We start from the raw sequence: 13769 nt of genomic DNA on the forward strand, positions 1-13769 counted from the left end.
TGTCATCGTAAGAATTAGGTACTGACGGATGTCACAAGAATTTGATAGGCAAAATAGCTTTGGTTGGATGATCAACGTGATCGCCAATAAAGCGAGCAAAGATTTCGACACAGAATTGAAAGAAAATGGCTTAACCATTGCGCTCTGGCCAACCTTGATGTGCCTATGGGAAGAGGAAGGTATTACTCAGCGTGATATCGCGGCAAAGTCCAAAGTCGAGAATTCAACGACGACTCGCACACTAGACAAGCTAGAAAAGCTTGAGCTGGTTGAACGCAGAGCCGATCCAAACAGTCGTCGTTCTTTCAGAATCTACTTAACGGAAAAAGGGAAAGCACTCGAAGAACAGTTGATTCCAATCCCTACTCGTTTAAACAAAGAACTGATGAATGAGTTGGACGCTGAAGAACAACAGCAGATGATCAAGCTACTTCAAAAGATGGTCGCAGCAATCTGATCTTACTGTGACCGGAGCTTACTGCTAGTACATGCTTAATGAGCTATAAACATGCGCTAACAACCAACGAGCACTCGGCCTTGCGCCGAGTGTTTTATTTTCGTCTCGACCATTTGATATAACAAAATAACGAACCAATAATTACCGCTCCGCCTAGTAGCTTTTGCATCTCAACCGTTTCTCCCAACACGCTGACACTCAATAACAATGTCCACACCGGCTCAAGAATCATGATCAATGCCGCCACTTCCATGTTCACGGAGTGCTGACCGACAGTTTGCAATAAGTAACGGATCGATGTCGCGACAACCGCTGAGACGATAAACCAGAATATTAAGGTTTGAGTTATTTCAAACTCTGGTTGAGTGGTCATCGAAGCAAACGCTAACCCACTAACACCCACCACAAAAAGCTGAACGCAAATTGAAGCTATAGGTTTGATATTCGTAATCACTCGCTTATTCATGACAAAGTGAACCGAAAGCAACATCGATGCTAATAGGAAATAGAGCTGACTCTGCTCAACGTGCCAACCGTTAGTTAGGGTCAGTAGCAACATACCGATAATCGCAATTGGAAATGACATCCAGAAGGCACGATTAGGCTTAACTCGAAATATAACCCAAGAGACAAACGGCGCGATGATCATGGCTAAGCTCATGATAAACGCTCCTTCCGACAAACTTTCCGTCATCGATACTGCATACACCCAGACTTGCAATGAAGCAGACAGCAACAAGCCAACGCCGCAAAGAGAAAGTACCTGCTTAAGCGAAAGCTTACGAATGTGATGAATACAAAATGGCAAAAGAATCAAACTCGCGACGAAGAATCGCACACCAATGAACACTGGCCCAGGCATTTCTAACACCACCAGCTTAGATGCAATCCATCCAATCCCAGCTAACAAGGTAGCAAATAGGAGATAAAGCTCTCCGCGCATCGCTTTCATCATCTTACTTGGTCCAATAACAAAAAAAGCAACCCGACTCTGCAAGGTTGCTTTTTATAAACATTCAACAGGATCGAGATATTATCTCAATACTCTGCTTCAGGCAGCTATTTTTAGCCTGCGTATTTTGGGTAATCCGTTAAACCTTTTTCAGCACCACCAAACAATGTGTTTGGATCGTGCGCTGCTAATGGGTAACCATTTTGAATACGAGCGGGTAGATCTGGGTTTGCGACGAATGGACGACCGAAACCAACCATATCAGTTACGCCTTCAGCAACCGCTTTTTCGCCGCGCTCGCTGTCGTATTTACCTGCGTAAATCAACACGCCATTGTAAGCTTTACGAACCGCTGCTTTAAACGCTATTGGCGTTTCAGGTGCGTCGTCCCAATCGACTTCTGCCACGTGCAGATAAACAATGTTGTATAGGTTAAGTAGCACCGCCGCCGCTGTGTAAGTCTCTACTGGCGTAGCGTCAACCGTACCATTCAACGATGTGAACGGAGCAAGGCGAACACCTACACGGTCAGAGCCAATCGCTTCAACCATAGCTTCAACTACTTCGCCTAGGAAACGTAAACGGTTTTCAATTGAACCACCGTATTCGTCAGTGCGGTTGTTTGCTTCAGAGTCGATGAATTGGTTAATCAAGTAACCATTCGCCGCGTGAAGTTCGATACCATCAAAGCCCGCTTCAATCGCGTTCAAAGCCGCTTGGCGGTATTGACCAACCACGTTTTTGATGTCTTGTTTCGTCATCTCACGAGGTTCAACCACATCCACAAAACCCGGTTCATCAGTACCATTATCGATGAATACTTTTACGTTCTCTGCTTTAAGTGCAGAAGACGAAATTGGTTGTTCACCACCAATGTTGTCTGGGTGTGTTACACGGCCTACATGCCAAAGTTGAGCGAAGATAACGCCCTCTTTTTCATGTACTGCATCGGTGACTTTTTTCCAACCCGCAATCTGCTCATCAGAGTAGATACCCGGAGTCCAAGCGTAACCTTGACCCATAGGTGAAATTTGTGTGCCTTCAGCGATAATCAAACCTGCAGAAGCGCGTTGAGCGTAGTAAGCCGCCATCATATCGTTTGCTGAATTGCCAGGTTGCGTTGCGCGAGAACGCGTCATCGGTGGCATAACAATACGGTTTTTAAGTTCGATATTACCAAGTTGAATTGGTTGAAATAGTGCGTTTGTCATTGTTATATCCTCGATTAACCCAGTTGAATCAGTTCGATTTGGTAGCCATCTGGGTCTGTGATAAATGCGATGTGCGTTGAGCCACCTTTTACTGGCCCCGCTTCGCGAGTGACGTTGCCACCCAGTGATTTGATCTTGTCGCATGCGGCGTAAATATCTTCCACACCCAATGCCAAATGACCAAACGCGCTGCCCATCTCGTACTCGTTAGTATCCCAGTTGTACGTTAGCTCGATAGTCGTGCCGCCTTGTTCGTATCCAACGAAAACCAATGTGTAGCGGTAGTCGTTGTTTTCGTGGCGTTCAAGTTCCTTCATTCCCAATACCTTGGTGTAGAACTCGATCGACTTGTCTAAATCAGCAACTCGGATCATTGTGTGTAGGAATTTCATATTTCACCCTTATTGGCACCACAAGCATGGCGCCGTTATGATTTTGAGTGGAGGTTATCCACTAATCTCTGAGTGAAATAATACGATTCACCGAGGAATTAAGGAAATTATCAAAAATTCTCAATGTGATAATTTTTTGTTATGAAATTTATGACTAGCACGAACTCAATGACACAAAAAAGGGAAGCCAATGCTTCCCTTCGAGTTAGACCCTCAATTAAAACTGCAAACGCCTATCTTTAAGCGCCTTCGACATTGCATCTGACGTACTGATGACTTGTTCTCTGAACCATTTATGAGCGGGGTCGCTGTTCTGCTTCTTCAACCAAATCAGGTAGTGAGACATCGGCTGATACTCAAAGGGTGGCTTGAACAGCTGTAAACTTAACTTTTCTTGGAACTGCACGGCCATAGATAAAGGTACCACAGTGATGTAATCGGATTGGCTACACAGCAAGATATTACTGAACAGCGAACGCCCATGAAATACGATTTTACGTTGGGACAGATCCAAAGAAGTGTAGTGATTCAAACTGCGAACTTTGCGTCGTGTTCTGTCTAATACGGCATGCTTTTCACTTAGGAACTGAGCTTCGCTGATTTCACCTTGGATTCGCGGGTGATCCTCTCTACACACAATAACAAACTCGCCTTCATATAGAGTTTCACTAACAATGCTTGGGTGTTCAGGCACCACAATATCGATCATCGCATCGAACTCTTGCGTCAAAAGATCTTCGTAAATGCGCTCATCACTGTCTGGTTGATCAAACACTTCTAACGACAAATTTTGATTGGGAAGCGCCGCGAAACTATTGAGTAATACCCACTGCAAATGTTCAGGCGCAGAAATCACAAACTTACGTTCAGAAGATTGCTCATCAAAATTAGCCATCGACTGAAACACACCATTGAGTTCATTGATCGGCGCTTTAATTTGTTCATACAAGCTTTGCGCATAAGACGTAGGCGCAACACCTCTTCCTTTACGAACAAAAAGCTCTTGGCCAATCTCTTTTTTTAGGCGGGCTAACGCGGTACTGATGGTCGATTGATTGGTACTGAGTTGATCCGCAGCCTTACTTAAACTGCCCTGCTCCATCACCGCAGAAAACACAGCAAGTAGGTTGAAGTTGGGGATTTCGTTGCTCATATATCATTACTCGTTAGGCGACCATAAACACCATGCTATCGTAAAAACGATTAAATATCGTCAATAAAAACATTTGTTAAAGGTATAACGCATCGATTATTTTGCTAATAAAAAGCATATTAACCAGACTTTACTCACACTCATCAACTCTCAATAAACCTTCATATATTGAGACAATAAAGCCCTCCCTTCTCCGTGAGCCCTGTAATAATGGGGTGCACTTCATGCAACGCGCTTTGAAACCACAACATTGTCTCAAATTACATGACACTGAGTTTCCGTTCGGTACATATACATTCCTTTTGTGAATACTACAATGGCACCAAAATAATGACCCTCGGTATCAATATGAAAAACACTAAAATAATTTCCCTACTCTTAAGCGGTGCGGCTATCGCTTACTCTGGTTCTGCGCTGGCTGAAAAGGAACAACTCTCAGTTCAGGAAGCCGCAAAAAAATCGGCTAACCCGGTATCTGACGTATGGATGCTAATCACTCAGAATGATTACACCTTTCTTGAGAAAGAAGATGGCCACCATGAAATGCAAAACCGTTTCAGCTTTCAACCAGTAATGCCTGTTCCTATCATGGATGGCGAATGGAACTTGGTGAACCGTCTGGTAGCCAACCACTACAGTTCACCAGGTGACCGTGAAGACGGTGATTTCTTTGAAGGTCGTACAAATGGCATGGGAGACACCGTCTTTCTATCAATGGCAGCGCCTAACCGTGATGACGGCTGGATTTGGGGTGTTGGTCCAACGGTGATCATGCCAACTGGTACTGATGGTTTAACCCAAGATAAATGGCAAGTAGGCCCTGCGGCAATGGTCGCTCGCCTTGGTAAAGAAACCGGTAACCCAGCAAGTATTGAAAGCTGGAACGTTGGTTTCTTAGCTCAGCAATGGTGGGATGTAGGCGGTAGCGACAGCGTTACTGAATCAACCAATCAAGCGGACATCCAGTACTTCTTAAACTATCGTGTCAGCAACACCGCGTTAATTGGTATGACGCCTAATATTCAAATTGATTGGACAAAAGATGGTTCCGACCAATTTACTGTACCTGTCGGGTTAGGCTATATCGATATGTTTAAGATTGGACCGATGCCTGTTCGTTGGGGTGTAGAACTTCAATATTACGTAATGAAACCAGACGCAAATGTTAATACGACCAATCCAGCTGAGTATGTGCCATATGCACCAGATTGGAACCTAAAATTCTTTATTGCTCCTGTTACATTAAACCCGTTCAAATAATCGATTAAAATCCTCCCTAGAGCTGGTCTAATTTATTCAATATTTTAGGCCAGTCTTTTTAGTACTTTTCATCGACTTCTATGATCCAAACCAAGTTAATGAACAATGTTTTCTATCTGTATATGAGCCTTTTCAAATAAATCACTTTACCGATTTAGAGTTATAACTACTAATCGTAATTACGATATTATCAAATCGTAATTCTGGGTAGATACTGGTCAAAACTCTTCCTATTATCCTGCTAACAAATCAATCACCAGCCCAAATAGAAAACTGACCAATGTTTTACTTTGGTATGTCAATTGTCATGGAAGAGCCCCTCGATTGTCGAGGTAATACACGTAATAAAAACAGTCGCTAGAAAGCCGCGCGAATATTAATTCGAACGCTTCATAGCCATTTCATTTACGTCTGCTGACAAATAATAAAGATTGATTTGTAGAGAAGCATATTCGCTTCTTGATACCGAGAATCGGTTGTCTGGACTGTGCAATATCACTTTAAATATCATCTATTACTTTTGTTTATTATGGGCACTAATCTACCCACATAATAGACATCTACTTTTTAAGATGTCATTAAAGGTGACTTCTAGGCTGCAAATTCTCTCTTCTTATTGATGTAGGTTGAGATATGAACTTTATAAAAATCATTTTCCAGAAAATCTGGGCCGTTGTGATGGTCTTGATTAAATTCTGCCTGTTTATGGCGGTAATGTTTGCTGGTGCATGGGCTCTTGCACCGTTAGGCACTATCCATTCTAAAGACATCGACATGTCTCAATTCAACAATCATCCCAATGAAATGATGATGAACTTCTTCCAGATGGAGTACTTCTCTGGTTACTTGTTCTCGGTGACCATTGCTGTGGTATTAGCCGGTGTTTACGGCATGTGGCAGTTGCATGAACTGGGTGTGCATAAAGCAAAAGAACACAAAAGCGCTCACGTACAGATCGTTTTTGCACTGTCACTTTGCGGGCTCTTCATCAGCAAAACATTCTGGGTTATCGCCTTGGTTATCGCGCTAGCGAACTGGAAACATATTGGTCAATCACTGAGTGATGTCATTCGCCGTGGTGTGCAGCCTAAACAAGACGCGACCAATTCAGAGGCAGCCGCAGTCCACGTATCACCTGAAAAATCGGCAACAGAGCCGTCTCAAACACAACAGTCTCCAGTAGAACCGTCTTCAGAAGCTCAGCCTTCAAAAGAACAGGCTTCAGAAGAAAAGACTCCAACAAAACCATCCCCTACAGAAAAAGAGGTCGCATAATGAAAGAGATGATGATTCCATACATCCTAATTGTATGGTCACTGTTTGCGACAGGCGCACTGAAGAAGAACTTCAAAAACTACACGTGGGCTGCCATTGGCGGCGTAACGATTCTTGCGGTATTGGCGGTTATTTCTCGCTTGTGGGCGCCGGTTGATTTAACGAACTCAACCACAGTAAAAGCACCACACGCGGTAATGTCGCCTGTATTTGGCCAACAAATTGATGAAATCCATGTTGACCACAACCAACGAGTAAAAGAAAACGATGTACTTTACACACTCGTCGACATTAACTCTGCAGCTGACAAAGCAAAGATCGAATCTGCCATTGTTAAGAAGGAAGAACAGATCAAGCAGATGACACGAGATCTTGAGCGTGCTGAAACATCACCGCAAATCTTTAATGCGCGTGATGTTGAGAAATACGATTCTGACCTACGTGTAATGAACGCTGAACTTAATTCATTGGTTGCCGATCTTCAAAAAGTGAACTGGGCGCAAGAGAAAAAGACGATTCGTGCTGAGTTTGATGGACAAGTCGCGATTGTCAACATTGCCGAAGGTTCAGTCATGGGCAACATGCACCTTTACAACACCAACAAGAAATTTTTAGAAATGCGAGTTTCTGACCAAACTTACGGATATGTTCAAAAAGGCGATTTCGCAGAGTTTTTCGTTGATGCATACCCAGGTCACGTGTTCAGAGCAAAAGTACACAGCTTCACAACCGGTACTGGCGAAGCGGCTATTTCTCCATTTCAAGGCCCACAGAGTGTTGGTCAACACGTTGTAAGAAATAGTAACGGATTAGGCCGTACCATCGTTCTTGAGATCATCGAACCAGAAGGTTTCGATATCCCAATCGGTGCGGCTGGTGCGGCTTGGATTTCTGCTGAGAAACCGCATCCGTTCTGGGGCTTTATTGATGTTATCGGTGCAGCAACAGTTCGCCTGCAATCTTATAAGTCTTACTTAGGAGCTTGGTAAGCACTTAGATAATCGAAAATATTACTTTTAGTTCTTTAAGAAATGCCCTGGTTTTCAGGGCATTTTTGTATCTATCACAAACCAATCTTCCTAATTTAACCTTCGATACAAATCGAAAAATCAATATAAATAACAACACAATCATCGTAAAAGCGATATATCGAAATACTATTAGCGTGTAGATAGCGACCTCTACCCTCTCTATTATTTGAGTCAAGAAATCCAATTCCTGTATCCAAATATAAGGTCACTATCATGACTAATACATTCAAAAAAATGGCTCTTCCTGTTGCTATCGCAAGCGCTCTATTTGCTTCTGGTTTTGCATCAGCAACACCCACTGTTGAAGCAGTATCGAAAGTAGGCCAAGAACTTCAAACGGCAAACGCAGCTCAATACCAAAACATCGATCTTGATGCACGCTACAAAAGCGAGGTTCTATTCGAACACAAGTCAAACATGTTCTGGGGTAAAGGCGAACGTATCCAGGTTGTTTCTAAAACGGGCGATTCTCTAGCTTACACTGCAGAATCTGACCACGTTCATCCAATCCTAACCAAGCATGGTCGTAAAATGGACCAAGCTATCATCCAAGTAGATGACAATATTTACCTTGGTTACGGCTTCGGTCTAGACACACCAGTCATGATTGAAGGTACTGACGGCATCATCATTGTTGATCCAGGCGAGTCAGTAGAAATGGCTCAATCGGTTAAAGAGCAGTTCCGTCAAATCACAGACAAACCGGTTAAAGCAATCATCTACTCTCACAACCACATCGACCACATCTCTGGCGTGCGTGCATGGGTTACTGACGAAGAAGTAGCATCAGGTGAAGTAAAAATCATCGCTGAAGAAGGCCTAACAGCTGCAGTGGCTAACTGGTCTTCAAACCTAGGTACTCTATTTGGTCACCGCACTTCTTACACAGGTGCTAAGCACGTAGAAGAAGGTGAGCACGGTACAGTAAATGACGGCCTTGGCCCACGCTTCATGCAAGGTGCTATTTCGTTCATCGAACCAAACCTGCTTGTACCAAGCCAAAGCCACATCGAAATCGAAATCGCTGGCGTGAAAATGCACATTGAGAACGTGCCATCTGAAACGAAAGATGAGTTAGTGGTTTACTTCCCAGAGCAAAAAATCCTGCACGCGGCTGAAGTACTTCAAGGCGAAAACTTCCCTAACCTTCACACCATCCGTGGTACTAAATTCCGTGACCCATCAATGTGGTTCAAGGGCATCGACGTAATGCGTAAGTTCGACACTGAGATCATGATTAACTCTCACGGTCGTCCAGTTGAAGGTAAAGAAGCGGTAGCTGACGTACTAACGGCTTACCGTGATGCGATTCAATACACGCATGACCAAACTATCCGTTACATGAACAAAGGTATGACGCCGGACGAGCTAGTTGAAGTCGTTAAACTTCCTAAGCACCTTGCTGAGCACCCTTGGTTAGGAGAGCACTACGGTACCGTTGCACATGCTGTTCGTCAGATCTACGTTGGTTACAACGGTTTCTTCGAAGCAGATCCATGGCAATTAGAGCCAATGGCTTACGAGCAACGTGCTAAAGCGTTCGTAGAGATCATGGGCGGCCGTGAGAACATCCTTACGACTGCACAAGCAGCAATTAAGGCTGAAAACTACACATTTGCAGCAGAAATTCTTTCTTACCCAATCACGGTAAACAAGCAAGATATGGAAGCTCGCGAGATGAAAGCACAAGCTTACAAAGCATGGGCTGCAGACCAAGTGAACATCAACTGGCGTAACTGGGCGCTTAACGCGGCGGCTGAACTAGAGAACAAACGTGACTTCTCTAACATGATCAGCTTCGCTTCTGTTGACGTGCTTACTGCGCTACCAAGCAAGCAGATCTTCGACATGATGACTTCAACGCTTATCGCAGAAAACTCGTTAGACGTGAACATGATGCTAACGTACAACTTCTCTGATACGAACGAAGCATTCACTATCGAAATCCGTAACGGTATTGCTCAGTTACACGAGGAAGCAGTAAAAGGCGCAGACGTTCAAATCGACACCACTCGTGCAGTACTGAACCAAATCTTGATTGCGGGTCCAAACGCTCAACAAGTGATTGGTAGCAACCTACAGTCTGGTGCATTCAAGTTCTCGAATGGCGACATCAAGGGCTTCGGTCAATTCATGAGCTACTTCGATAAGCCAATGACTCCAGAAGAGATCATGCTCATCGTTCGTTAATTAGATATACACCAAGCAAAGGCATGCTAAGGATGGCGAGCCGATAACTTAGGGACCTATTGTGGTCCCTTTATCGTTTATTTATTGGTACAGTTCGCAACCTTCACTCAACAATCTCGATCTATTGTTGAAGTAAGAAAACTGCCCTAGTTCGTTTAAGGTTCACACATGCTAAAACGATTTGCTCTCATTCTTTCACTCACATCTTCCCTAACTTTCGCTTGTGGTCTTCACCAAGATACAGGATTTAGTTTAGTGACAGAGCCCGGTTCACTAGAAGTCTTTGGCAACGTCATCACAGCCAGACAAGACGATGAATTCAACAACCTCAATAAACCGGATCATTTTCGACTCTTTGCCATCAAGGCTGCGCTTGCGAAACCCCACCCAAGCAAAATTGAGTTCAACTTATTCGAAGCAATTAAAGGTCATTACAGCCAAGTTAAACTTGAGAAAGGTGTCGATGTGTCAGGTCGAGATACTTTGCCTACAGAGGAAGATCTATTACTGATTACGGAACTCGATGTGTTCGATGCGCTAGCTACTGGCACCATATCTTGGGATCACGCGACACTAAACGGTTTGGTGATCATCAATGGCCCACAAGATAAACGAGAGCAACTTGAAGATTGGCTTAGTGATATTTTTGAAGGGTAGTTGGAATGAATTTAGTGAGAGAACAACGCCATAATCGAACCAGATACGGCTCGATTATGGGTAATTGAAGAGCAGTTAAATTGAAAAACAGTTACGCAGCTTGAGTCGCGATGTTTTTCCGCTGATTTCGAGTCATCAAATGATAAACCACAGGCACAAAGTAGAACGAGATAAGCGTGGTTAACACAGTACCGCCCACAATCGCGACCGCAAACGGAGGCCAGAAACCACCGCCAGCAATGATCAATGGCATAAAGCCGCCCACGGTTGTGATCGTGGTTGAACTGATATGTCGAGTACATGACATCACAGCTTCAACGACTGCATCTACATTGCCGGAGGAAGCCTCTTTATCGAGTTTCAATTCGGTCAGAATCACAATGGCCGCGTTAATCGCTAAGCCCGCAATCCCAAGCATCGCGATGATCACCGTAAAACCAAATGGATAACCGAAGATCCACACCGACAACAACCCTAGCCCACCAGCCAATCCTGCGACCATGAAGATGATGCTGCTCATTCGGAACGAGTTAAACGACATCACCACCACCAACACCATCAATACCACCACGACAGCGACATTCGAGATGAGGCTGTTGACTGAATTATCTCGTTCAGCGGATTCACCACCAAAACCAATCGTATAGCCCGATGGCATCTGATAGCTTTCTAGGCGTTTTTGGAATTCATTGAGCACGGTTTGAGGTAAGACACCCGCTTCAATATAACCCTCAATGGTATTGACACGTTGCCCATTACGGCGGGTGATCGCACCTCGACTTGTGGTCAATTCAAGCTCAGCCAAAGTAGACACATTGATACCCGTAGAATAGACATCTGAGCTTATCGGCAAGCGAATATTACTCAGGTGAGCCAAGTTTTCACGCGCATCATCCGCCACACGAACACGGATTGGTACCGATTCACTGCCCTCAATCACCGAGCCACTTTCACGACCTGTCAGCGTAGTTTGAAGCATGCCAGCAAACTGATTGAGTGAGATACCGTTAAGTTTCGCTGTGTCTTCATCAACCTTCAACCATACCTTCGGCGTGCCTGGTTGCAGCGTTTCCCTTGTGTGCGTGACATGAGGAACACCTGCAAGAATCAATCGCACATCTTCACCAATCACTTTTAGGGTATCGAGATTTTCACCATACACTCGCAGTTCAACGGGCGCGGTAAATGGAGGCCCTTGGTTAAGCTTACGTACCAAGATTTGTGCTTCCGGCACCTCTTCATCCAACACCTTTTGCAACTGTGGAATTAGCGCATTGGCTTGGTCAAAGTTCTCTGTTTTCACCATGGCTTGCGAGAAGTACGGCGCGTTATTTTGCCTCGCTTGCAGGTTGTAATAGAAGGATGGGAAGTTTGCACCCACGAGCCAATCGATACGCTCCACTTCAGGGTAACGATGAATGATATCGTCGATTTTTTCAGAGGTGTTTTTAGTGGCATAAATGCTCGCTTGCGGCGGCATATAAACCTGAATCTCAAACATGTCTCGGTCTGATGGTGGGAAGAATTGCTCAGTCAGCTGAGACATACTCCAGTAACCGGTAAACGGAACCAACAACACCAAAGCAATCGTGATGATTGGATGCGTGACACCAAAGCGGACAGAAGATGAGAACCAGCGCGTCAAAGCCGGGATTCTCAAACCCGTCATGTACCAATGGTGCTGTCCTTTCTTGTCGACATCACTGAGTTGCTTGGGCAGTAGCTTGGTCGCTAAGCCTGCGATTAAGGTGTGCGAGATGATGTAAGAGCCGATCAATGAGAAAGAAACGGTAATCGCAATACCACCGACAAATTCACCCGATGCACCCGGCATCAAGATAATCGGAGCAAACGCCAACACGGTAGTTAAGGTTGAGCCTAATAACGGCACCCATAAATGCTTCAATGCATTCATGGTCGCTTCAGCGCGCTGTTGCCCTTTCAAACGATAAGCTTGAATTGTATCGACCATCACCACCGCGTTATCAACCATGATCCCGAGCGCCACAATTAGGCCTGTCACCGACATTTGGTTAATCGGCACACCGGTCATTTTCATGATCGACAAGGTCAATAATGAGGTTAACGGCAGAGAAATGGCGACTAAGATCGCGGCACGCACGCCTAAAGTCACAAACAACACAATCAAGATCAGACCGAAACCGATCATCAAGCTTTTGCCTAAATCGTCTAAGCGAGTTTCGGTATAACCTTGCTGATTAAAGAGCACCGTCACCTTAACGTTACTTGGTAACTCTTGCTCAAATTTACCAATCAGAGCATTAGCTCGCGACGTCCAGTTGTCGACTCGCAGATCAGGATGCATTCTTGCCGCGACAATCACACCCGGCTCACCATCAATAATGGCAATCTGGTCTTGTGGGGTTTTCTCACCACGTTTCACAGAAGCAATGTCTTCCATACGGATGATGTGACCTTTGCTATCAGTGGCTATTGGCACTTGCTTAATGCGTTCAATAGAATCGAGTTCAGATTTAATTTCTAAGCCAAAGCGAGAATAAGCACTCACTAACTCGCCGGCGGAGTTCTTGGCGTCTGCCCCTTCGAGCGACTCAGCAATATTGGCACTTGAACGCCCCAACGCGGCGGCATCGGCCGTACGTAAACTGATTTGAATCTCTTCTTGTGGCATCCCGTATTCATCAACGAATTCAGTACCCGACAAAGTTCTTAGTCGCTTAGCGAGTTCTTTGGCATAGCGCCCGAGTGTTAATCGGTCAGGTTCACCTGCACCAGACCAGGTTAGAGATGCGATAGTTGTGAAAGCATAGGTATGATCACTGTCGAGATCGGGAGAATGAGAGCCCGCAGGCAAAATGGATTCGATGTCAGATAGCTTGTCGCGAGCTTGAGACCAAACTGGCTCAGGCTCGGTGATGGTGTCATTCAATTCTAAGGTGACAATAGACACGCCCGGCCTTGAGGTTGAGCTCACGAGTTTAACTTCACTCAGCTCACGCAGCTTGTTCTCGATAACTTCTGTTACCAAGGTTTCAACACGCTCGGCACTGGCTCCGGGGAAACTGGTTGTGATGTTCGCGTAACGGTTGATGATTACTGGGTCTTCTGCACGTGGCAACGTCATGAACGCAGAAATACCACTCACCATCAGCAGTGCTGTCATTAAGATAAGCAGTCGAGTGTTGGAAATAGTCTCTATGATTTTCATG

11 protein-coding genes are annotated in these 13769 nt (G+C 44.8%); 6 read left to right on the forward strand and 5 right to left on the reverse strand.

Annotated elements, in window-relative coordinates; translation table 11 throughout:
* The first annotated feature begins 28 nt into the window (after positions 1-28).
* Positions 29-457 (forward strand): MarR family winged helix-turn-helix transcriptional regulator, encoded by a 429-nt coding sequence (locus ACED59_RS08070; RefSeq protein WP_017096894.1) that lies wholly within the window; start codon positions 29-31, stop codon positions 455-457.
* Between the two features lie 94 nt (positions 458-551).
* Here ACED59_RS08070 and ACED59_RS08075 read toward each other — a convergent pair whose 3' ends face one another.
* The 4 genes from ACED59_RS08075 to ACED59_RS08090 all read right to left on the reverse strand — a co-directional run bounded on the left by ACED59_RS08075 (position 552) and on the right by ACED59_RS08090 (position 4165).
* Entirely contained in the window at positions 552-1412 is an 861-nt protein-coding gene (locus ACED59_RS08075) for a DMT family transporter (protein ID WP_029223806.1), read from the reverse strand.
* Between the two features lie 110 nt (positions 1413-1522).
* On the reverse strand, positions 1523-2620 hold the full coding sequence (locus ACED59_RS08080) for an alkene reductase (RefSeq protein ID WP_017096896.1): 1098 nt from the start codon (positions 2618-2620) through the stop codon (positions 1523-1525).
* A gap of 14 nt (positions 2621-2634) precedes the next feature.
* A complete protein-coding gene (gloA, locus tag ACED59_RS08085; RefSeq protein WP_012604423.1) occupies positions 2635-3012 on the reverse strand; it encodes a lactoylglutathione lyase in 378 nt (125 codons plus the stop codon).
* 217 nt (positions 3013-3229) lie between these two features.
* Positions 3230-4165 (reverse strand): LysR family transcriptional regulator, encoded by a 936-nt coding sequence (locus ACED59_RS08090; RefSeq protein WP_017096897.1) that lies wholly within the window; start codon positions 4163-4165, stop codon positions 3230-3232.
* A 330-nt stretch (positions 4166-4495) separates the two neighbouring features.
* On the opposite strand from ACED59_RS08090, the gene ACED59_RS08095 reads away from it, so the two are divergent.
* From ACED59_RS08095 to ACED59_RS08115, 5 genes are all read left to right on the forward strand, one after another.
* Positions 4496-5425 carry a hypothetical protein gene (locus ACED59_RS08095; protein ID WP_017096898.1) on the forward strand — a complete coding sequence of 310 codons (930 nt, stop codon included), beginning with the start codon at positions 4496-4498 and terminating at the stop codon, positions 5423-5425.
* Between the two features lie 633 nt (positions 5426-6058).
* On the forward strand, positions 6059-6700 hold the full coding sequence (locus ACED59_RS08100) for a hypothetical protein (RefSeq protein ID WP_017096899.1): 642 nt from the start codon (positions 6059-6061) through the stop codon (positions 6698-6700).
* On the forward strand, positions 6700-7689 hold the full coding sequence (locus ACED59_RS08105; protein ID WP_017096900.1) for an efflux RND transporter periplasmic adaptor subunit: 990 nt from the start codon (positions 6700-6702) through the stop codon (positions 7687-7689). Before ACED59_RS08100 ends, ACED59_RS08105 begins: the two co-directional genes overlap by 1 nt.
* A gap of 255 nt (positions 7690-7944) precedes the next feature.
* Positions 7945-9921 (forward strand): alkyl sulfatase dimerization domain-containing protein, encoded by a 1977-nt coding sequence (locus ACED59_RS08110; RefSeq protein ID WP_017096902.1) that lies wholly within the window; start codon positions 7945-7947, stop codon positions 9919-9921.
* Positions 9922-10089: 168 nt separating this feature from the next.
* The gene (locus ACED59_RS08115) at positions 10090-10578 is read left to right on the forward strand and encodes a hypothetical protein (protein WP_012604429.1); all 489 of its coding nucleotides are present in this window, start codon (positions 10090-10092) and stop codon (positions 10576-10578) included.
* A 91-nt stretch (positions 10579-10669) separates the two neighbouring features.
* Here the strand turns inward: ACED59_RS08115 and ACED59_RS08120 are convergent, their stop codons facing one another.
* Positions 10670-13768: an efflux RND transporter permease subunit gene (locus ACED59_RS08120; RefSeq protein ID WP_017096903.1), complete on the reverse strand. Its 3099-nt coding sequence runs from the start codon at positions 13766-13768 to the stop codon at positions 10670-10672.
* Between the last annotated feature and the right edge of the window lies 1 nt (position 13769).

The organism is Vibrio sp. FF266, from assembly GCF_041439695.1.
In the GTDB taxonomy this organism is placed as follows: Bacteria; Pseudomonadota; Gammaproteobacteria; order Enterobacterales; family Vibrionaceae; genus Vibrio; species Vibrio tasmaniensis_A.

What these genes read in the sequence shown, in the direction of transcription:
- ACED59_RS08070 (WP_017096894.1), top strand. Translation starts at nt 29, where the DNA reads ATGTCACAAGAATTTGATAGGCAAAATAGCTTTGGTTGGATGATCAAC.
- ACED59_RS08075 (WP_029223806.1), bottom strand. Translation starts at nt 1,412, where the DNA reads ATGATGAAAGCGATGCGCGGAGAGCTTTATCTCCTATTTGCTACCTTG.
- ACED59_RS08080 (WP_017096896.1), bottom strand. Translation starts at nt 2,620, where the DNA reads ATGACAAACGCACTATTTCAACCAATTCAACTTGGTAATATCGAACTT.
- gloA (WP_012604423.1), bottom strand. Translation starts at nt 3,012, where the DNA reads ATGAAATTCCTACACACAATGATCCGAGTTGCTGATTTAGACAAGTCG.
- ACED59_RS08090 (WP_017096897.1), bottom strand. Translation starts at nt 4,165, where the DNA reads ATGAGCAACGAAATCCCCAACTTCAACCTACTTGCTGTGTTTTCTGCG.
- ACED59_RS08095 (WP_017096898.1), top strand. Translation starts at nt 4,496, where the DNA reads ATGACCCTCGGTATCAATATGAAAAACACTAAAATAATTTCCCTACTC.
- ACED59_RS08100 (WP_017096899.1), top strand. Translation starts at nt 6,059, where the DNA reads ATGAACTTTATAAAAATCATTTTCCAGAAAATCTGGGCCGTTGTGATG.
- ACED59_RS08105 (WP_017096900.1), top strand. Translation starts at nt 6,700, where the DNA reads ATGAAAGAGATGATGATTCCATACATCCTAATTGTATGGTCACTGTTT.
- ACED59_RS08110 (WP_017096902.1), top strand. Translation starts at nt 7,945, where the DNA reads ATGACTAATACATTCAAAAAAATGGCTCTTCCTGTTGCTATCGCAAGC.
- ACED59_RS08115 (WP_012604429.1), top strand. Translation starts at nt 10,090, where the DNA reads ATGCTAAAACGATTTGCTCTCATTCTTTCACTCACATCTTCCCTAACT.
- ACED59_RS08120 (WP_017096903.1), bottom strand. Translation starts at nt 13,768, where the DNA reads ATGAAAATCATAGAGACTATTTCCAACACTCGACTGCTTATCTTAATG.